19 protein-coding genes are annotated in these 20,277 nt (G+C 71.1%); 8 read left to right on the forward strand and 11 right to left on the reverse strand.

Going from position 1 to position 20,277, the window contains the following annotated elements; translation table 11 throughout:
* Positions 1-7: 7 nt before the first annotated feature.
* Both MHW47_RS00205 and MHW47_RS00210 read left to right on the forward strand, forming a co-directional pair.
* A complete protein-coding gene (locus MHW47_RS00205) occupies positions 8-3,712 on the forward strand; it encodes a LysM peptidoglycan-binding domain-containing protein (protein ID WP_239220510.1) in 3,705 nt (1,234 codons plus the stop codon).
* Between the two features lie 255 nt (positions 3,713-3,967).
* On the forward strand, positions 3,968-4,504 hold the full coding sequence (locus MHW47_RS00210; RefSeq protein ID WP_239220511.1) for a hypothetical protein: 537 nt from the start codon (positions 3,968-3,970) through the stop codon (positions 4,502-4,504).
* A 30-nt stretch (positions 4,505-4,534) separates the two neighbouring features.
* Here MHW47_RS00210 and MHW47_RS00215 read toward each other — a convergent pair whose 3' ends face one another.
* The 8 genes from MHW47_RS00215 to MHW47_RS00250 form a co-directional block, all read right to left on the reverse strand.
* On the reverse strand, positions 4,535-6,916 hold the full coding sequence (locus MHW47_RS00215) for a DEAD/DEAH box helicase (protein WP_239220512.1): 2,382 nt from the start codon (positions 6,914-6,916) through the stop codon (positions 4,535-4,537).
* 62 nt (positions 6,917-6,978) lie between these two features.
* On the reverse strand, positions 6,979-7,158 hold the full coding sequence (locus tag MHW47_RS00220) for a hypothetical protein (protein ID WP_239220513.1): 180 nt from the start codon (positions 7,156-7,158) through the stop codon (positions 6,979-6,981).
* 37 nt (positions 7,159-7,195) lie between these two features.
* Complete coding sequence (locus MHW47_RS00225; protein WP_239220514.1) at positions 7,196-7,768, reverse strand: terminal protein TpgA1; 573 nt, start codon at positions 7,766-7,768, stop codon at positions 7,196-7,198.
* Positions 7,769-7,773: 5 nt separating this feature from the next.
* A complete protein-coding gene (locus MHW47_RS00230) occupies positions 7,774-10,191 on the reverse strand; it encodes a transcriptional regulator (RefSeq protein WP_239220515.1) in 2,418 nt (805 codons plus the stop codon).
* Between the two features lie 987 nt (positions 10,192-11,178).
* The gene (locus tag MHW47_RS00235; RefSeq protein ID WP_239220516.1) at positions 11,179-11,514 is read right to left on the reverse strand and encodes a hypothetical protein; all 336 of its coding nucleotides are present in this window, start codon (positions 11,512-11,514) and stop codon (positions 11,179-11,181) included.
* Positions 11,515-11,611: 97 nt separating this feature from the next.
* Positions 11,612-11,785, reverse strand: coding sequence for a hypothetical protein (locus tag MHW47_RS00240; protein WP_239220517.1), 174 nt, complete (start codon positions 11,783-11,785; stop codon positions 11,612-11,614).
* A gap of 56 nt (positions 11,786-11,841) precedes the next feature.
* Positions 11,842-12,540, reverse strand: coding sequence for a GNAT family N-acetyltransferase (locus MHW47_RS00245; protein WP_239220518.1), 699 nt, complete (start codon positions 12,538-12,540; stop codon positions 11,842-11,844).
* A gap of 41 nt (positions 12,541-12,581) precedes the next feature.
* Positions 12,582-13,316: a hypothetical protein gene (locus MHW47_RS00250; protein WP_239220519.1), complete on the reverse strand. Its 735-nt coding sequence runs from the start codon at positions 13,314-13,316 to the stop codon at positions 12,582-12,584.
* 292 nt (positions 13,317-13,608) lie between these two features.
* On the opposite strand from MHW47_RS00250, the gene MHW47_RS00255 reads away from it, so the two are divergent.
* The 6 genes from MHW47_RS00255 to MHW47_RS35640 all read left to right on the forward strand — a co-directional run bounded on the left by MHW47_RS00255 (position 13,609) and on the right by MHW47_RS35640 (position 17,136).
* On the forward strand, positions 13,609-13,812 hold the full coding sequence (locus MHW47_RS00255; RefSeq protein WP_239220520.1) for a hypothetical protein: 204 nt from the start codon (positions 13,609-13,611) through the stop codon (positions 13,810-13,812).
* 28 nt (positions 13,813-13,840) lie between these two features.
* Positions 13,841-14,320: a hypothetical protein gene (locus MHW47_RS00260; RefSeq protein ID WP_239220521.1), complete on the forward strand. Its 480-nt coding sequence runs from the start codon at positions 13,841-13,843 to the stop codon at positions 14,318-14,320.
* Positions 14,321-14,352: 32 nt separating this feature from the next.
* Positions 14,353-15,009, forward strand: a complete 657-nt coding sequence (locus MHW47_RS00265) for a hypothetical protein (RefSeq protein ID WP_239220522.1) — start codon at positions 14,353-14,355, stop codon at positions 15,007-15,009.
* A gap of 132 nt (positions 15,010-15,141) precedes the next feature.
* Positions 15,142-15,564 carry a hypothetical protein gene (locus MHW47_RS00270; protein WP_239220523.1) on the forward strand — a complete coding sequence of 141 codons (423 nt, stop codon included), beginning with the start codon at positions 15,142-15,144 and terminating at the stop codon, positions 15,562-15,564.
* Complete coding sequence (locus MHW47_RS00275; protein ID WP_239220524.1) at positions 15,561-16,145, forward strand: hypothetical protein; 585 nt, start codon at positions 15,561-15,563, stop codon at positions 16,143-16,145. Before MHW47_RS00270 ends, MHW47_RS00275 begins: the two co-directional genes overlap by 4 nt.
* 868 nt (positions 16,146-17,013) lie before the next feature.
* Entirely contained in the window at positions 17,014-17,136 is a 123-nt protein-coding gene (locus tag MHW47_RS35640) for a hypothetical protein (RefSeq protein WP_275448668.1), read from the forward strand.
* Between the two features lie 144 nt (positions 17,137-17,280).
* Here MHW47_RS35640 and MHW47_RS00280 read toward each other — a convergent pair whose 3' ends face one another.
* The 3 genes from MHW47_RS00280 to MHW47_RS35645 form a co-directional block, all read right to left on the reverse strand.
* Positions 17,281-18,234, reverse strand: a complete 954-nt coding sequence (locus MHW47_RS00280; protein ID WP_239220525.1) for a recombinase family protein — start codon at positions 18,232-18,234, stop codon at positions 17,281-17,283.
* Between the two features lie 359 nt (positions 18,235-18,593).
* Positions 18,594-19,964, reverse strand: a complete 1,371-nt coding sequence (locus tag MHW47_RS00285; protein ID WP_239220526.1) for an MFS transporter — start codon at positions 19,962-19,964, stop codon at positions 18,594-18,596.
* Positions 19,965-20,085: 121 nt separating this feature from the next.
* Positions 20,086-20,208: a hypothetical protein gene (locus MHW47_RS35645; RefSeq protein WP_275448670.1), complete on the reverse strand. Its 123-nt coding sequence runs from the start codon at positions 20,206-20,208 to the stop codon at positions 20,086-20,088.
* Positions 20,209-20,277 lie beyond the last annotated feature (69 nt).

A 20,277-nucleotide genomic window follows, 5' to 3' on the forward strand; every position in this document is an offset into this window, starting at 1 on the left:
CCGCGCCATGACACCGACTCGCCCCCACACCGCCCGGCACCGCCCCCGGGCGGTCGATGTCGTCCGCGGCCTGGTCAGCCTGGTGGTCCTCCTGGCCCTCCTGGCAGGGCTGCCTGTACTGCTGTGGGCCCTCACCGGTGTGCTCCTGCCGGACGGCGTCTCGCCCGGCGAAGTCACCTCCCTGCTGACCAGCCACGAGCTCGGCGCCCCGTTCTTCGCCGTCATCATGGCGATCGGCTGGATCAGCTGGGCCACCTTCGCCCTCTGCACACTGCTGGAGATTCCGGCCCAGCTACGCGGGCGCCCCACCCTGCGCCTGCCTGCCCTCGGTTTCCAGCAGCGCATGGCCGGCGCCCTGGTCAGCGGCGTGCTCATCCTCCTGCCCATCGGGACCGCGATGGCGGCGCCGGTCTCCGCCGCACCGGCCGTCACCCACGCTCCGACCGCCGCCACTGCACCGGCCACCGTGAAGGCGGCCACCGCCTCTGACACCTCGGCGGCCACCGCCCGCACCGCCGACCAGTACGCGGGCACCTACACCGTCCAGGCCCGCGACAGCCTGTCGAAGATCGCCCTCAAACAGCTCGGGGACGCCTCCCGATGGCGGGAGATCGCCACGGCCAACGACGGCAAGACCATGGTCGACGGAACGAAGTTCTCCACCCGCAGCGCCCTCCGGCCGGGCTGGAAGCTGACGATGCCCAGGGACTGGAACCCTGCCAACCGGGAGCACCAGGTCAAGCCGGGCGAGACGCTCTCCTCCATCGCCGAGACGGAACTCGGCGACGCCAGCAAGTACCCGCAGATCGCCGAGCTCAACGAGGGCCAGCGACAGCCGGACGGCCGGACCCTGAGCGACCCGGACAAGATCTACCCGGGCTGGGAACTCCAGCTGCCGCACACCGCCGCCCCGCAACAGGACACCGGGGGAACCGCCGCCCCGGACTCCCCCGCCGCTGACCAGCAGGACAGTCACTCCGCCGACCAGGAGAAGGACGACGGCCATGCTGGCCAGGAGGCGCAGCACGGGCAGTCCGACCAGGACGCTGGAGCATCCACCGGCGCACCCAGCACAGACTCCGGCTCGGAGCGGAGCAGCACGCCGAAGGCCAACCCCACCACGGGCCCGAGGGACACCGCGACACCGGACGCCACGGCGACCCCCAACCGACTGGAGGCCGCCCGTCCGCAGACCCCGCAGCCCCACACCCCGGCCGAGGACACCAGCAGCGACTCCTCCGTCGCCTCCACCGCCATAGCCGTCACCAGCCTCTTCGCCGCCGCCGTCCTGGCCGTGCTCGGCGGACGGCGAGCCCTCCAGCAGCGCCGTCGCCGACCGAGGCGCCGCATCCCGCTGCCGCAGCAGGCCACGGTGCCGGCCGACGTGGAAAAGCAGCTCCGCGTCGCCTCCGACACCAACGGTCTCGGCCTCGTCGACCTCGCGCTGCGCACCCTAGCGGCCAACTGCGCCAAGACCGGCCAGCCGCTTCCCCAGCTGGACGCCATCCGGGTCACGCCGCGCGGCCTGGAACTGCACCTATCGGCACCAACCCCGGAGATCGCCCCGTTCTCCGAGATGGAAGAGAACCCCGACCGGTGGTGGTGCCCCGCCCGCGGCGCGCACCTCCTGGACGCGGAGCAGGCCCGCGACATCACGCCCCCCTACCCCGCGCTGGTCAGCCTCGGCGAGACCGAGGAGCAGGAACCGGTTCTCGTCAACCTTGAGTCCGTCGGCGCGCTGCGCCTGAGCGGCGCCGACGCGGACATCCGCGCCGTCATGCTCGGCATGGCGGTCGAACTGGCCTCCTCCGGCCTGTCCGACGACGCCACGGTCATCCTGGCCGGCCTGGGCGAAGAGCTCGTCGGTGTCTTCCCCATCCGGGTCGAGCACCAGCGGGACCTGGCTCACGCCCTGCCGGAACTGCGCGCCCACGACGCCCTCCAGCGCGGCGCGCTTGCCGCCGGCGGCCTGGACAGCCTGGACCAGGCCCGTCTGGTCGAGGACGGCGGCGACACCTGGGTTCCCAAGGTGCTGATCACACCCGCGGGGCCCGCCGGAGAAGAGGCAGACGCCCTCACCGATCTGCTCTGCTCCCGGCCCCGGACCGCGACCGCCGTCGTCACCGAGGCCGAAGGCGAACTCGAGGTCCCCGGCGCCTGGACACTCCCGGCCGCACCGGGCACTGCAGTGCAGTTGCCTGGCCTGGACCTCACGGTCACCCTGCAACGCCTCGAGGACGAGGCGTACGACCCGCTGATCCAGCTGCTCGCCACGGCAGCCCGCACCGACGATGTCGCCGCGCCGGCTTGGACACACTCCCCTTACGGCACCGCTGTCCAGAACGGCCCGGCGCCGGTCACCCCGCAGGGCGACTCCGCTCTGGCCCAGGCCACCCCCGAGGTGGCACCCGTCGAAGACGGCCTTCCCGAGGAGGACGGCACACAGCAGACCGGCGAGCCCCAGGCTGCGCCGGCCGTCCAGGTGGCCGTGAGCCCGGTGAGCTCCTCCTTCATCACGGCGGTTCCCAGCTTCAGTGCGCTGGCCCCGTCGGTCACCGGCGCCGAGGACGGCTTCTTCGACGGCAACGGCCCGGAACAGCAGCACGGCGGCAGTGACGACGATGAGATCGGCACCGCGCGGGAGCCACGTTCCGAGGACCTCTTCGACGAGACGCTTCAGGAAGTCCTCGACGAACGCGACGCCCCGGAGGAGGACGCCGGCGAGTACGAGCAGGGGGAGGACCCCGTGGACGAGGCAGCCGGATTCGACGAACTCACCGCCGAGCAGCCGGAAGAGGAGGGCTCCGCACTGTCGCCGGCGACACTGGGCAGCTCACCCAACCCGCAGCTTGCTCCCCCTCCCGCTCCCGTGGAACGTCCGGCCGCCCGGGTCACGGCGGTCACCTCCGGAGTGCTGGCGGCTCTGAACACGCCGCCGGACCCGCCGTCCGCTCCGCAGATTCGCGTCCTGGGCCCCGTCGACGTGATCAGCACGCTCGGCAAGGTCGAGAGCAACCGGCGCAATGGGCTGACCGAGATCGCCGCGTGGCTCGCCCTGCACCCGGGCAAGTCCCGCCACGAGCTCGATGAAGCGATCTGGCCCGGCCAGCGGGTGCGCGCCGACACCCGCAACACCAACATCTCCAAGCTGCGGGCCTGGCTCGGCCGCGATCCCCTGCTACCGGCCGAGGATCCGTGCGGCGCCTACCTGCCGCCGATCAGCGAGGGCGTGTACGCCTTCAACCACCAAGTCACCAGTGACTGGCAGCAGTTCCAGGCGTACTACCAGGAGGGGATGCACTCCTCCAACGCCGACGCCGACACGGCCCTGGCCAACGCCCTCTCGCTCGTACGCGGAAGGCCGTTCAGCGACATCGACCAGAGCAAGTACGCGTGGGCGGAGTACGACATCCAGGAGATGATCTCCGCGACCACGGACGTGGCCCACGAGCTCGCCACCCGGCGCCTGGCGGTGCGCGACTACCGCGCGGCGCTCGCCGCAGCCTCCCGCGGCCTGGTCTGCGACCAGATGAGCGAACTGCTGTACCGGGATCTGTTCACCATCTACAGCGAGACCGGTGACCGTCAGGGGCTGGAACGGACGGCTCACCAGTTGACGCGCATCGCGGTCGAAAGTGGCTGCGACTCCGCCCCCGAGACGGTGGCCTTGATCAACGCCTTGATGGACGCGAACCGCATCGCGTCCGCCTGACCAGCACCAGGCCATGTCCGGCCGGCGGCTCGTAGGGGTTCGGTACATCCGTCTCCGCAACGAGCCGCCGTGCCCGGCCGATCGGTGCACTGGAGCGGCGCCTCCCTGTACGTACCGCGGCGGAGCCCACCTTCCACCGCATGGTGAACCGTGCTGCCGCGCGGGAGGCGAGGCAGGTTCGGCGACCGACGATCCCTAGCCCCTTGGCGTACGACGTGGTGGGACGTCAGCATCCCAGGGAGCCGGGAGACTGACGTGACACCGCCGCGCCGCGCCAAGGCCAACAGCAGAAACCGCCAGCAGCTTGCCAAAGCCCTGCGGGACGCCGCCGGCTGCACCTATCAGCAGGCTCTGCAGCGCGTCGAAGAAGCCGCCGTCCGCGGGCTCCTGCCCGCTGTGCTGCACAAAGCCGGCCGCCAGGAAGCGGTGCGCCTGCTGAGCACGCCGCTCGGCTCCTCTGGTCCGGCACCAGCGCCCGACCGCGACGAGACGGCGCCACGCCGAAGCTCCGTAGTGCCCGGCGCACCGGGGGGGGGATCCGACAAGACCATGATCGGGACCGGGTTTGATCACGCGCGGACCCCTGCGGACCCTGACGCCCCGTTCGAGAGCTTGCGCATCCGGGTCCTGGACTTGGATGCGCGATCCTCACTGGAAGGACCATGGCGGGACAGCTCCGATTACGTGCCAGTCATCCTCGACGTCCCTCCACCGGGGACGTACGACCCCGGCGTGGGCCTGAGCCCGGCCGAGCGGGACGAGATCCTGCGCCGGCTGAGCTCGGAGATGTGACTTCCGGGCGCCTCGCACGGCCCGTCGGCGTCATGCGGCGGCCGGAACCAGCCCGGCTGCGGTGACCTGTTCCAGCTGCTCGGGGGTGAGCCGGTCCAGACGTTTGCGGAGGTTGTTGATGAACTGGCCCACCCTCACGACCTCGCCGTCTATGACGACCGTGTCGCGCTGCCGGATCGGCACGTCGTGTCCGTGCTGCGCACGGAAGGCCGCGACGGCGGCCAGACCGTCGTCGAGCTGGCGCTGCTGGCGTAGTTGCCGGCCGGTCGGCGCCAGCGCCGCCTGGACCGGCTCGACGGCGGCGATGCCGATCTGGAGGAGGAGCTGAACCTGGTCGGGATGCAGTTGGTCGAAGGCGATGGCCTGCTGGTAAATCCACTCACCCAGCGGCTCGGTGTCGTCGGTGACGAAGTCCCGCGGCAGGTCCTCCAGGGCCACGCCGGCCTGCTGGTAGCGCAGGGCGGTGACGTACTCGCGCTGCCAGGTGATCGGCCACACGGGATTCCACCAGGGGTAGAGGTCGCTCAGCGCCACCTCGACCGGGTCGGGTTCCAAGCCCCGGGCGGCGCGGTCGCGGGCGCTGCGCCGGCGGTTGACGAGCCAGCGGCCGAAGGCGTAGTCGCCGATCATCTCGTCGGCGGGCACTGCGAGGTGCCCGTGATGCTCGACGTAGAGGCGAGCGTGGGCCAGGCCGCGTTCGGTGGCCTGCTTGCGCAGGTCCCAGATCATGCCGATCGCTTCGAGCGCCTTGATCCGCAGCGGGCTCAGGCGCTTGCCCGCGTACATCTGCCGGGCGTAGTTGATCCACCGGCCCAGGGCGAAGCCGGTCTCGTCGTCGTACAGCTGGGGCACGTCCAGGTGGCCGTGCTCGGCGAAGTACCGCTCGGCTGCGGCCATGCCGCGCTGCCAGGCGGCCTCGCGGGGGTGGAGCACGCGCAGGCGCAGTGCGAGGGCGAGGGTGTCGTCGGGGAACTCCCGGTCCATGACCAGCCGCGGCTCTTCGGTGGTCTCGGCTTCCGGTTCGTCCTGGTCCGGGGCGCGTTCGGTGTGGGTTTGCGGGACCGCCAGGCGGTCGGCGAGCCGGTCGTCGTGTGCTCGGAGAGCCTGGAGGACCTTCCACAACGGCTTGTAGACCGGCGAGTTGAGCAGGTCGTCCGGGTCCTGCTGCGGAGCGACGAAAAGTGGGACCAGGATGGTGGCCTTCTTGCCGGCGCCGGGCTTCTGTCGCAGGGCGCGGCCGACGGCCTGGACGGTGTCGACGATGCTGTCTTTGACGTCGGCGAACACTACGCAGTCGATCGCGGGGATGTTGACGCCTTCGCCGAGCAGGCGCGCGTTGGCGATGAGGGTGCGCGGGTAGGGGGCGGTGCCGTCCTCGGGGCGTCCGTCGAACTTGCCGAGCAGCGCGTGGCGGACGTCGACGCTCATCAGCCCGTCGATGCCGGCCGCCCACAGGCTGTCGGGGTCGGGGAAGGTGGTGCCGGAGTCGTCGAGCGCGGCCAGGTGCCGGGCGGTTGCCTGGAAGGTGTCGGCAAAATCGTGGGCGTCGGCGACACGGTGGTGGAAGCTGACGACCCGCTTGAGGTCGAGCTGCGCCATCGCGCGCAGGACCGCGACCTGCACGGCGGCGCGGCGCAGTTCGGCCGCGTCGGCGTTCTCGGCCAGGCCGAGGCGGGCGCGCAGGTCCTTCTCGTGGACTTCCAGTACGACGACGCGGTAGTCGGCCAGCAGCTCTATGTCGATCGCCTCCGCCAACGGGAGACGAAAGCTGGTCTCGCCGTAGAGGGCGGGGTCCTCCATGGAGGCGACGAGCTCGGGGTCGTCGGCGTCTCCGGCCGACCAGATCCTCGGGGTCGCGGTGTAGTAGGCGCGGCGGCCTGCGGGCACAAGCCGGTCGTGGTGGACTGCGGCCCAGCTCTTGTTGATGTAGCCGCTGGTCCGGTGGGCCTCGTCCGCACTGATCAGCGCCCACGGCCCCAGGCGGAACTTGCGGTGCGCCTTCTGGATCTTGTCGAGGGACTGGTAGAGGCCGAACACGGTGCCGTCGGGGTTGTCCTGGACCCAGGCGGCCAGGAAGCCGGGGTGGGTGCTGGCGGGGATGTGCTCGCCGGGCACCTTGGGCCGGCGGTGGCACATGGCCATGACCGGGCCTTCGTGGCCGGCCTCACGCCACTCGGCGATGGTCTGGCCGAGCAGTTCGACGGTCGGCACAAGCACTAGCTGGTGTCCGTGCCGGACAATCTCGCGGGCGACACGGGCGGCGATGACCGTCTTGCCGGTGCCGCACGCGGAGATCACGGTGGTGCGGGGGCCGTGGCGCAGGGCGGTGGCCGCGCTGTGCACGGCACGGGCCTGGTGCGGGCGCAGGCGAAGACGCGGCCGTGCCGGGGGTGTGAGGGTGGCGGTGGCCACGGGGTGGGTTCTCCTTCCAGGCGTGCGGGGCTGAGGTGGCGTCGCCACCGGGTGGGCGGCGTTTACGGGCGTCGAGGCTGTTCCACCAACCGGCGCAGTTCGGCGTGGCGTTGGTCGGCTTCCTCCTGCGCCCGGCGCTGGACGACGTCCATCTCGTCCTCCACGACCACGATGGGCCGCAGCCCGGCGTCTTGGGCGACCTCGATCTCTTGGGACGTCGTCGTACGGTGCTCGGCGTTCACGGGATGCTTCCCCCTCTTTCTCCTGGGTGTGGTCCGGTCAGTACCGGATGGTGAGGTAGTCCAGGTCGTCCAGGGTGACGGACAGGCCGGCGGCGCGGGTGCCGCCGTCGGTGAAGTACACCTCGGCGAGACCGTCGGCGACGATCTGGGCGAGGTCGTCCTCGTTGGCTCCGGCCTGGCGGGCGTCGAACAGGGCGGCGGCGTACTCGGCGGGGAGCGTCTTGGTGATGCGCCGCTGCCGGGGGTCGTTCGTGGTGCCGGGGGCCGCGGTGAAGCCGAAACGGCCGCGCAGCGACACGCGGATTCCGCCGGTGGTGGCGGCCTTCTTCGCCCGGTCGGCACGGACCTTGGGCTGCCACAGCTGCCGGGTCAGCTTCTCGATCCGGTCGGCGATCTCGGGGTTGGGGTTTTTGGTCTTGTCGTCGCGGTACCGCTCGATGGTGCGTGGGTGGCAGTCGAGCTTCTCGGCGAGCTTGCGGGCGGCCTCGGTCTTGCTGTCGGCCTTCTCCTTGGAGAGCAGGAACCGTACGCGAGCGCCGACGGACTTGGGCATGGGCTTGGAGACAGCGCTGGCGAAGGCGGCGTCGAGCGAGTCGGCGATCGTGCCCACGCGGATCACTCCCCGTCCAGGACGGAGTTGCCGCCCCCGATGTAGTTGGCGATGTTGGTGCCTTCCTTGAGCTGTTCCAGCGCCCAGGCCATCGTCTCGGTGCCCTGGTGCTTGACGAAGCCGGGGTTCGGGCCGAGCTGGAAGGTGCTCTTGGCGGGCTTGCCGTCTGCGGTGTGCGGCAGGATGTCGAGCGGCGAGGGGCCAGGGGAGGCGTAGACGACGCAGTCGGTCAGCACGGCCAACGGGTACAGGCTGGTGTACTGGGCCATCTTGACCATTTTGCGGTGCATGTTGATCCGCGCGCGGGAGAGCACGGCCGCGCGGATGTCGGGGCGCCACAGAGCGCGCTTGAGGGCCGCCCAGGACTCGCCCTCGACGTACGAGGAGCCCTGGGGCCGCTCGCGGAGCTTGCCGATGCCGGACTTGGCCGTCGCCTTGATCGCAGCGAGCAGCACGACCAGCAGCGGGTCACCGTCCTTGTGGCGGGCCATCGCCTCCAGGTACGCGCGCTCGTCCAGGACCTGGCCCTTGGGCGCGCCGCGCACACCGAGGTCGGACATGGTGGCCATGTACGCGTCGCGCAGGTGCTCGTACCAGGGGGTCAGGTACAGGCCGTTGTCGGGGCGGATGTACGCCTTGAGCGGCTGGACGGGGAAACCCAGTTCGTAGGCGTACGCCACGGTGGGCGTCGCGTACCAGCCGGGCCCGGTGGGGCGCTGCCCGCTGGGGGTGAACGGGTTGGGGAGATGCTCGTCCAGGAGGTTGGGAAACCGCTCATTGATCGTGATGTGGGACAGGTCGACATACCAGGAGCCGGGCATTTCCTTGTCGAAGCGAGGGTTCTCCACGTAGACGGCCGGGCCCAGGCCCACCCGGATGTTGTTGGCGGCGGCCAGGAACGCGGTGATCAGGTCGAGGCCGACCACCAGGGGCATGGCGCGTTCCTCGGCCGTGATCAGGTGGAAGGGCCGTACCCACTGGCACGCCTCTTCGTCCAGCGTCTCAGACTCCGGCCGGCCGTTGGGATAGAGCTGGTGGACAAGGGGGTGCTCCTCGGGGGGCTCCGGAGGCGCGGGGTCGACCGGCCCCTGCAGCGCACCGGGGTTGGGGCCGGACTCCCACTCGCCGGTGTCTTCGTTCTTCACCGCTCGGGTGGGGTTCCTCAGCGCGGTCATGAGCTCGAGGCTGTTGACGCCGACGGTCCCGCGGGGGGTGATGACCCGCTGGGCGTAGAGGCCGAGGACCCGGGCGATCTCGGCGGCGGGCAGCTTTGCCGTGTTCTCCCAGACCCGGCGCTCCAGCGCGTTCCACGGCAGAACGGCAAATTGCACCGAGCGGCGGCCGCCCTCGACGCGTTGGAAGACCCTCGGCCACGGGCCGAAGCCCCAGTAGGGGACTTCCCATCCGGCCTTCGTGATCTGCTTGACGACCTTGTGCGACTTGTCCAGGCGCAGTTCCTCCTGATCGTCCAGCTCGGCGGGCAGCCCGAAGTGCTCGGCGGCTCCGGCGGTCAGAACGATCAGCGGATCGGTGTCGAATCCGTGGCGGTGCAGCTTCGGCGTGCCGATACGGGTCTTGTCCAGTGTCCACGCGGCCAGCGCGGTGATGGTCTTCGCGCGGCACTCCAGAGTGCGGCCGTCGATCAGGTGCGCGACCAGCTGGCCGTCTGCGGCTTCCAGGACGGCGAGGGGGCCGTCGGTGAAGGTGTCGTCGCAGACCCGCGCGTGGACGCGGCGGACCGGGGCGGGCGCAGCCGGCCCGGCGGCGGGCGATGCCGGGGTGAGGGACGGCTCCGCGGATGCGGGCGCAGCGTCAGCGGCCGGGGGCGGGGCCGCGGCGAGGGCCGGCGTGGGGGCGACGGACTGCCAGCAGGGGGGAGCGACTGCCGCAGAGGCTGCGGTGTACAGGTGGCGGGGCTCGCCGTTGAACAGGAAGGTGGTGGGCCGGCCGCAGCGCACGCAGCGCCTCGTGCCGCCCTCGGGCAGCATGACATAGCCGTCCGGGTCGTCGAAGGGCACCGGTCCGGTGGGCGGGGCGGCCGTGAAGGTGGGGTGCGGGTCGTCGAGCTCGGGCGGTTCCTCCAGGGTGAACCCCTCCGGCGGGGCGTCCGGGGACAGTACGGGGAGCAGGTCCTCCACGATTGGGTCCGGAGCCGCGTACCGGCGGGCGGCCTCCAGCAGCCGGGCGTACTTCTGGCCCTTCGCGCCGCGAGGCGTCGGGGCGTCGGGCTTCTCCCACGCCCAGATCGTCTCCCGCTTGACCGTGAGGTACGCGGCGAGTTGCTGCTTGCCCCATCCCAGGGCCTCGCGCAGCCGGATGCGCTCGGCCGGCACGGGCAGCGGCGGGATGGGCTCGGCGCTCAGTTCCAGCATCAGCGCGTCGATGACGGCGCTGTCCGCGACGGCGCTGTCGGTGTCGGTCATGCCACCTCTCCCTGCGAAACTAACGTGACTCTAGTGCAACGGACTGACAGTCGGTCTCTGCGGCGACGGTCTGCGCGATCGGTTCGGCCCGGCGCGCGTACCGGTTGGCGCGTGCCGTCTGGGCGGCGCTCCCCTACGGTGGGGGCCTCCTCCCGCAGGGCCTGTGCCACGTCCCGGACGGGCAGGCCGCGGTCGACCGCGCGGGCCACCAGGTCCCCGGTCAGTTCGGCGAGCCGTTCCTGGCATCTCCGGCCAGGACCGGCCGGAGGTCTGCTGGACCACGGCGGTCAGCAGCAAGGGCGGGTAGTAGCCGGCCAGCCCGCCCAGCCGGTTGCCAAGGCGCTGCGTGCACAGCACCACCGTGCCCAGCACGGCCGTGTCCGGGCCGTGCACGCGGACGAGGAACTGCGGGTCCGTTGCACGAGCCCAGATGGTTCGGGCCGCCGGTGGCACAGTCGGTGTCCCGGCTCTCCAGTACGAGCGCACGACCTCCAGCCGGTCGGTGGGCACGTCGTCGAAGCCCTGACGGGTGAGGCACCATGCCGCGCACTCCAAACGGCCGGAGGCGCCCGACCGCCGGTTTCGGGCTCTCCGGCAGCGACCCGTCGGTTCTCGTCTCCCAGCCCCACGGGTAGTCGGCCGCGAGCTCCAGGGCCTGCTCCAAAGTCGGGTCCATGCCGATCCAGCAGTAGCCCCCATTGGACGCCGAGAACGCGAACGGCATCCGCGCGATACGCCAGCCGCACGACCGCGTCAGCCGGTACCCGTGACCGTGAACGCTGGTGACCTCGAAGTCATCCCGCTCCCGGGCCACCTCACCCTCGAACGCGACCGCGGACTCCCCCGGCAGTAGCTCGCCGGGGAACTGCGCCCCGCTCGTCCACAGCAGCAGATGCTCGCCCGCGGGGCCGTCCGCCAGCGCGGGCGACCTGCGGGCGGACGGCCCCGGCACCAAGGACGCTGAGGACTCGTGCAGCGTGGTCGTGTTCATCGGCCGAGCCAGTCGTCGCGCAGCTCGTCCCAGACGTGGCCGAGCCACCACAGGCGGGTCGGGTTCTTCCGCCAGTACTTCACGGCGAGGTACCGGTACCGGCCGGGGCGCAGTCGGCCCAGCGGCGCGGGGAGGCGGACTGTGGTCATCTGCGCCAGCGGGCGTTCACGGTAGTCGATGGAGGCGTTCCAGGCGTCCAGGGCCGCGTCTCCGCTGGGGCGGCGGGGGGCCGGGGAGATGTGGTGAAGGTCGCAGAAGGCGGTCCAGGCCGAGATCAGCGCGGTGTCGTAGGAGTCGGGGCTGCCGTGGTGGTGGAAGCGGAAGCGGGGCACGGTGCTCCTGTTCGTGGGACGGAGGCGGGCGTGGGAAGACCTGGGAGGCCGGGGCCGGGGAGGCCCGACCCTGGAAGCCAGGTCTCGGGCCGTCGGTTCAGCACCCCTGGCCGTGGTTCTGTCGGTCCTGGGTACGGCGCGCGTTCTGGCAGAACGAGGGGTCGCACGGCACTTGGCGGACCCGGTAGCTGCTCCAGAGGACTTTGTGGTCGCACAGGGTGCGCTCGGTGTCGCTGTGGATGCAGCGCTCGGCGATGTGCAGGTGGGGCACGTGAGGTTCCTCGGATCGACCACCGGCCCGGCCGGCGCGCGGCCGGGCCCGGTGGGTCAGTACTGGAGGCGGTTGCCTTCGAATCGGGCGTGGGCGGGCAGCGAGGCGCCGGGCAGGAGGCCGGTGATGATCCGGTGCGGGGCTCCGGGGACGTCGGCAAGGCGGACGGCAGGGTGCAGCGGCTTGGCGGACATGCGGGTGTCGTCCACGGTCATGCCGATGAGGCGCTGCTGGGGAAGGTGGACCAGGAGAGCGTCGTCGACGGTGTAGCCCCGGCGCCGGTAGAAGGCGTCAAGGACGGGTTGGTGATCGAGCGTCACCAGGCCGTACCGGTTCTGGGTGAAGCGCTGTTCGGCGACGCGAAGAAGAGCTGCGCCGATGCCCTGGTGTCGGTGTGCGGGGTGCACGGCGAACCCGTAGATCATGCCCAGGCGAGTGGTCAGGGTTTCCCGCAGTGAGACCCGGTCGATGCCGGGGTGGGTGAACAGCCACCGGGGCGGGCCGCCGAGCAGCGCGCCGACGACCGCGCCGGTGGTGATGTCCTCCGCCACCAGGGCAAGGTTCCGGAGGTGGGACAGGGGCGGCATGGGCCGTGAGGCCAAGATGGCGCGCGCCAGGCCGAAGGGGTCGGGGTTGGCCGGGTCGGCGTGGGCGATCACCGCCATGAAGGCGCCGGTGTCGGCAAGCCCGGCTTCACGGATCAAGAAGGCGGCACCGCCGGAGGGCGAGAGGCGGAGGGGGACAAACGGGGGCATGGCAGAGGACTCCTGGCGGGCGGGGCGACGATATCGGCGGATCAGCGGCGGGCGGCGGGCCGTTCCCGGCAGCGGAGTACGGAAGAGAGCGTGTAGTCGGACACGGTGTTCATCGGGTCGCGGGTGTTGCGGCGCTGCGGGTCGTAGGCGTACGCCCGTGCCCTCGCCCCGAAGGTCCGCATCAGCGTGACTGCGACGTCCAGTAGTTGCACCTCGCTGGGGAGGGCCGCGACTCCCGGCTCGGTGTGCAGCACCACGAACCGGCGACGGTCGGCGAACGGGAACTCACCCCGGTGCATCCGCCCAGGGAAAAACCCCCACCGCTCCTCGAAGGTCTCCCAGTACGCGTGCACATCGGCTGACGGGTGGGTGCTGTAGAGCTCGCGGTGCACGACCGCGCGGGGCTCCCGGAGAAGCCAGGTGATCCGGTGGGGCTTGTCCCACATGGCGCCGCTGTCCATGAAGATGCTGTCGTTGGGCGCGGTCGCCGTCCAGACCTCCGGGTCGGCCCACTCGCCGCCGTCCAGACCAGGCAGTTCCTTGGGGCCCACTCCGGCGACCACGGCCGTGCTGGTGCCGTCGCCGTTGTCGCGCAGCCACGCATACTCGCCGGCGGTGGGGGTGAAGTCGGGGCCGGGGCTCCAGCGGGGTGCGCCGGCGAAGGCGTCCTCGGGGAAGGAGAGCACGACGGCGACCTGTCCACGGCGCTCCGAGCGGCGCGGGTTCCACGTCTGGTTGATGGCGGCCTCTATGTGGCGGCGCATGCTTCGCTTCACGGGGCGTCAGCTCCTCGGGAGGAATCAGGAATACGGGGCGCGGCAGTCCGGGACAGGCAGCGCGGGGAAGTCCGTCGGTGGCGACCGGGGGCCGCCGCGTTCGGCGACATACACACACTATGCGAACTCATAGTTTTAAGCAATGCCGCACAGGCTTGACCAACTAGGCACACATTCATATCGTTAAGCAACACGCTGGCTCGGTGGACACTCATTCTCTCCGGCTCTGCCGCCGCGCACCCCGGTCCTCTTCGTGGCTCCGGTGACGGGCTCACCCCTTGAGAAACCCCTGATGCACGACAACAACAGCGACTCCCCGTCCCCGGACGGCACGAGCCCTCGACCGGCACCACGAGAGGGGGAGGCGGGCGGCCCACTGCCCGAGCTCGCGGCGCTCCGGGCAGCCGCCGACTTCTGCACCGACCAGGGGGTCACCGACCCCGACGGCACGAGAGCGGCGTCCTCGGCTGTCCTCGTCGGCCACACCCGCCCATGATCCGCCCCGTCACCCCCGGAGGACTGCTGTGACGACCCACTGGCGGCGGATGGACCGCACCGCCATGACCGGCTCCCTGATCGCCTGGCCCACCCACCTGGACAGCTACGGCGGCTGTGGCACCAGCGTCTACGCCGTGTGGCCGGAAGCTGGCGACGACCCGATGGTGGTGTGCTCCCGCGGGCTTCTCCTGCACGCCGTGCAGAAGGAGGAGCCCGTCGGCGAGCTCGCGCCGTGGCGCACCGCGTTCCCCGACTTCGACGACCACGACACCGAGCTCGCGCCGCGGTCCGACGACCTCCTGGGCGTGCTGCTGCTGGGAACCACTGGGGCGAGCTGGGCGCTGCGCGCTCCCGGCGCCGCGCCGGAAACGCCGATCGCCGACTGCTTCGCCGGGTTCTGGAACGCCACACCACAGGACCTCACCGCCGAGGGCCGCACCGTCGCGGACGCCCTCACCCGGTGCTACGGCCGCCCCCCGCTGCTCCTGACCGTCCAGGACACCTGACCCCTCCCGCCAACCCTCTGGAGAATCCGCCCATGACCACCACCCCCGGCCAGCCGCACTCTGGCCCGGCCACCGTCGAGCTGGTCGAACTGATCGGAATCAGCGCCTCGTTCACCCCCCTCGAACTGGAGGGCCTCGTACGTACGGCGGCCGAAGCCGTCTACGGAGATGACGACGACCTCAGCACCCGGCAGCGCGAACTCGCCTCCCGCGCACACGCCCTGATGGCACAGGAAGCCGAAGACACCGTGGAGAGCCCCGGCGCCGGCTACGCGGCCGGCGGCTACGCGCGGATGCAAGCGATCAAGAACTGGCTCAACACACAGGCCCTCGCCGTGGAGCAGGAGTTCACCGCGCTGCTGCGCACGCTGTTCCCGCGGGCCGCATACATGGTGATGCACATCGAGGAGGACGACAGCTTCACCCTCCGCCGCGCGGTCACCGCACAGGGAACGCCGGTCCACCTGTTCGACGACCCCGGCTACCGCACGCCCGACGTGCCGGATGAACTGGCCCGCCTCTGGCGCTGCTTCCCGCAGGGCGAGCTCGACCTGGACCAGATCGTCGACGAACTGAGGGAAGCGGGGGTCACCTTCGGATCATTGCCCGAAGAAGCCCGCGACCTGGAAATCGACGACCGCTACGCATACGTTCCGTGCATCGACCTGCAGGTCGATGTCACCGGCTAGACCAGGACCATGGTGAAGGATCGCCAACGAGTGCTGCTTCAGTTGACCAAGACGGTCTCGATTAGCGCGATTACGATGTGACTGCTCCCATCAGCGGTTGCTCCGGGTGACGACCGAATCCGGAAGAGATCCATGACCAGCGAACTCGATCAAGCCGCTGAGATCGCGGAGATTGCTCTCCAGTACCGTCAGCTCCTCCAGGAAGGGGCCGCCTGGGCGGGCGGCCCGGCCAGCCCCGAGACGATCAAGCTCGTAGCCGACGCCATGACCCAGTCGCTGGATGCCGAAGCCACGCTGCGAGGAGTGGCAGACAGCTCGACGCCTGAAGACACTCTCCGTGGTCTGCTGGCGATCATCTGGGCTCAAGGCTTCAACGTGGGCACCATGTACGCCGAGAGGCAAGGCAAGGAGCAGGTCAGCCCCCGCGCCAACGTCGAGACGGGGCCGTCCCCTCTCGCAGCACGGAACGCCGCCACACCCGCGGCCGGGCCCGTGGCGAAATCCTGGGATCGCCTGGTGGCGGCCTCGTCGGACCGGCGACAATACCGAGCATGAGTCCGGACCTCACCGAGCTGCTGAGCGCGGCCGCCGCCCTGCTGGACGACGCTGGCCCGCTGGAACCCGTACGCGTCGCGCTCTCCGGCCGGGACGTCCAGCTCGCCTTCGCGGAGTTCACCACGATGGCCGACCAGCGCGCCAGCGTGGACCGGCTGGCCGCCGCCACCGGCACCGCCCCGGTGCTCTGCGAACTCGGGACCGACGCCTACACCTACACCCTCACCGCTGACCTGCCTGACGGAATGATGCTGGTCGCTGGTACGCATCCCACCCTGGGGCGGCACCAGCCGGCGCGGACCACGTCGACGGCGGCCACCGCCGCGCTCCTTCGTTCCCTGCTGCCCTGGGCGCAGACCCTGGCCGACCTTCCCGTCGACGTTATCGGGCTGGAGATCACCGACGACGCCCGGCGGTTAGCGGTACAGCTGCTCGTGGACAGTGCCGGCGACCCCGTCGCGGCGATGTCCACGGCCGCGACCGGCGTCACCGCCCTGCGCACCGGGCCCGGCGACCCATTCGGGATCGACGGCCGCGGCCGCCTGCCGTCCGGGCAGCCGGTCCTCATCAGCGTCCTCTAGCGCACCCGCCTGTCCGGTCGGGTCGGTCGGGTCGGTCGGGTCGGTCGGGTCAGCTCACCACGCCGGAAGTGAGCGCCTGAGTGAACACTATCCCTCGCCGTGTGTAACTGCATATTCACCTTCCGTGCGTATGGGGAGGTGGCCTTGCCCGTTCCGTTCGCCCAGGTACTGCCCGCCGGGGACATCCCTGGCCTGGAGGACGCCCCGCTGTGGCGCGACACGCGCCGCCGGCCCTTCCAGGCACTGTGAGGCGGCGTCACCTACGAGGTGCGCAACCACGGGGACGGGTACATCGCGGTGAGCCGCACCGCCGAGCCCGCGGCGGTCAGCTACGGGTACCCGCTGGCGCTGGAGGCCGAGTACGCCTTCCACCGGGCCCTGGCCGAGACCGTGTTCGCCGACGCGGCAGTCGGCAGGGGCTGGGACGCCGACAACCGGGCGGGAGCCGGGCGGCGAGCGGTGGGCCGCGGCGTGGTGCGGCAACGGCGTGCCGGGCTTCTCCGAGCACGACACCTGGAACGGCGCCCACTGGGCGGCCGACCAGCGGCTGGACGAGATGGCCGAAACGGCTTGGTCCTGACCGGCGACACCCTCACCGCACAGATCGCCAGCGCCCATCTGCGGCGCTGCGCGAACCAGGTCCGGGACGTGCTGCTGACCGCCGAGCTCGGCGAAGCGGTTCGCCTGGGCAAGGCGTGGATGCAGGAGGAGCGGATGGTCACGCAGATCGGGAGTGAGCCAGTTCGGAGACCGGGCCGGGGCCGCCCCAACTCCCCGAGGTCGAGGCGTGGCTCGTCGACGGGGACGTGGTCCTCAAGGTCACCGTGGCGCCCGGGAGCGGCCGGGCGCCAAGGAGATCCCGTCCCGAGTGCACGACGCCCTGCGCCGCAGCGGCTTCACCCTCGTGCCCGACGCCGGCGCGCCAGCCGTCACGTCGCCGGTGGACGCGCTCGCCTCGGGCAGGGCCGTGCGCGTGGTCAGCCTGCACTGACCCGTCCACGCTCGCACTCCGGCCTGCGGGCCGGACCTTCCGGACTGCGTGAAAGCGAGCAGGCCGTGACGGGCAGTGTGCCGGGGGTCCGGCCAAGGTGCCTGCAAAACCCACATTGAGATGATCTTGTAGGCCGATCCGTCGTCAGCCGGTTCGGCGAGCCGCGAAGTCGGCTTCGGCCTGGGCGACGGCTTCGGGGTACGCCTGGCGCTTCTCGTGCTCGGCCAGCGCCCGGTAGATGCTGGCCAGGCCGGGGTTCTGCCCCTTGCGCTTGCCGGTGGGGATGATCAGGTCGGGCCGGATCTGCTCGACGGACTCGCCCGCCGCCCGGCGCCGCAGCACGGTGTGCAGCATGTCGTCGGTGATGACGGGCGGCCGGCCGCCGTGCTTGCCCTTGCGGGCCGCGGCGTCGAGCCCTTCGAGGGTGGCCTCGCGGATGCTCTCGCGCTCGGTCTCGGCCATCGCGGCGAAGAACCCGAAGAGCATCCGGCCCGGCCCGGACGGGTCGTAGATGCCGGGCAGCGGGCCGGCGAGCATCTCCAGGACCAGGCCGTGGGCGGTCAGGTGGTCGGCCAGCGCGGTGAGCTCGGCGGCGTCGCGGCCGAGCCGCTTCATCTCGTAGACGGTGAACAGCACCCGGCAGTGCGGGGCGTGGGCCTTGATCTCGCGCGCGAGGGTGAGGGCGGCCTCGAACTGGGGGCGGACTCGGATCCGGGTGCTGATCTTCTCGGAGAAGATCTTGTCCCGGGGGATGCCATGTGCGCTGAGCGCGTCGAGCTGCGACTGCAGTTCCTGGGTGAGGTGGCTGCAGCGGGCGTACCCGATGCGGATGTCCGCGCCCGGGGTGTCCGTCTCGGGCGCGGCCGGCGGCGGGGTGCCGGGCCGCCAGGGCTGGCCGGGGCCGCGGTCGGCGGGGGTCGGCACCCGCAGCAGCTTGGCGAGTCGGGCGACCTTCTTGAATCGGCCGGTGTGGTAGATCCCCGCGACCGCGCCCGAGCGCGAGCGGCAGGGCGAGCCGGGCTGGACGCCGCAGCGCGGGCAGTCGTGGCGCTCGACGTCGTCGGCGTCGCTCTCGATGGTGTCCTGAGGGTCCGTCACGCCCGAAATTCTCTCACAAACCATTCCCAGAACAGGCGTCCGCCGCCACTTGAGTGAGAACGTGTTCTGAGAACCGATCGGGCATCCGGACCGGCTCTGGCTGCCGTTTCCGATCTTGCTCCCGGAAAAGGTCGTTTGCGAGAGGCCCCGCCGTGGGCGGGGCCTCTCGTCGCAGTGGAGTGCGGATGCGGGTTGTTCGGCGGGGGTGAGGTTCAGCCGGCCTCTTGCAGGTGTGCCGTAGCGCGCCTGTATCGGGCTGTCCAGGCGTTGCCAGGGCCGGCCGGTGCACCGTCGTCAGGCGTCAACTGTGTCGGGTACCTGGGACGCCTGGTTCATGGCGGTGCCTCGGCGCAGTCCGGTCAGGCAGGCCACAGTGGCCAGGACCGCGGCGGCGAGGGCGACGGCGAGCCCGGCGCGGTAGTCCGCCACGTCGGCATGGACGGCGTGTCCGAAGACGGTGGCCACGATGCCGAGGATGACTCCGCTGCCCACCTGGGCGGAGGCGATGAACAGGCCGGAGGCGAGGCCGTGTTCCTGGGGCGGGCTCCGGCGATCGCGCTGATGTTCGCGCCGACGTAGCTCATGGGGAAGCCCAGCCCCATGAGGACGGTGGCGACGCCGAAGACCAGGATGCTGTCGAGCGATCCGAGGGTCTCCGTCCACAGGATGCCGACGAGCATGAGGACCATGCCCGCGGTCGCGATCGGCCAGGCGCCGTGCCGCATGACCTGGCCGGCCCAGCGCTGCGCGGTCAGCAGGGTCAGGAATCCGCCCGGCGCGAAGATGAGCCCCACTTCGAGGGGCGACCAGCCGTGGGCGTTCTGGAGGTAGAGCGTGGCGACGAACTGCCAGGCGATGTAGCTGCCCTGGAGCAGGAGGATGGTGATGTTGCCGCGGGCGAGGCCGGGCCTGCGGAAGATCGCCAGCGGGACGAGCGGAGAGCGGCGCACCCGCTGCATCTGGACGAAGGCAGTCCCCAAAACGGCGGCCGCCGCGAGGGAGCCGATCGTGAGGCCGCTGCCCCAGCCGTGGCTGGAGCTCATGGACACACCGTAGACCAGGGCCATCAGGGCTGCGGTGACCGTCAGCGCCCCGAGTACGTCGACGCGCTGGCGCTCGGCCTGCGCCTCGGGGCGGGGGATGACCATGGGGGCCAGGATGAGCAGGACCAGTGCGAGAACGGCGGGCACGAGCAGGACCAGCCGCCAGGTGCCGGCCGCCATCAGGCCGCCGAGGACCAGGCCGCCGGTGAAACCGATCGCCGAGATCGACAGGAACGCCCCGAGGGCCTTGTGCCGCTTGGCTTCGTCGTCGTAGGTGTGCAGCAGGATCGACAGGGCCGCAGGGGCGGTGAAGGCGGCGGTGACGCCCTTGACGAGGCGGGCCGCGATCAGCACGGTGGCGTCGGTGGCGAAGCCGCCCACGATGCTGGCCAGGACGAATACGGCCAGCGCGACCAGCAGCAGCCGCTTTCGGTCGAACAGGTCGGCGAGCCGGCCGCCCAGGAGCAGGAATCCGCCGTATCCAAGGACGTATGCGGTCACCACCCACTGGAGCGTCTGCGGCGTCATGCCGAGCGCCTGCTGGATCTTGGGCAGCGCGGGGCCCATCGCCGCCACGTCGAAGGCGTCGATGAACTGCACGCCGCACAGCACGGGGAGCAGCAGGGCCATTTTCCAGGCGTTTCTTGTGGCCGGCGGGTGCGGCTGTGTGGCCGTTGGCGTTGTCATGGGGGCTTCCTCAGGGGAATGCGCAGAAGCGCTGATGCAGGGGTGGGCCGCGGGCGCGGTTCGCATGTGTGCGAGAACGGGCGGCGGATTGGTGCTGCCGGTGGGCCGCGCGAGGCCGGGTTCAGGAGGTGGGGGTCTCGAACCGGCCCTGGTCGAGGTCTCCGATCAGGTCGGACCTGGCGGGGTTGCCGTTCGTGAGGGCCGGGTCCGGGTGCTCGACGTCGAGGCGCGGGAGCCAGACCACGGGGCCGAGGAAGCCGAAGTGGGGAGACTTCGTCGGCCGGTCACCGGCCCTCAGCGGGCCCGTGTGGCG

Origin of the sequence: Streptomyces sp. OfavH-34-F (assembly GCF_022347745.1) — a bacterium.
In the GTDB taxonomy this organism is placed as follows: domain Bacteria; phylum Actinomycetota; class Actinomycetes; order Streptomycetales; family Streptomycetaceae; genus Streptomyces.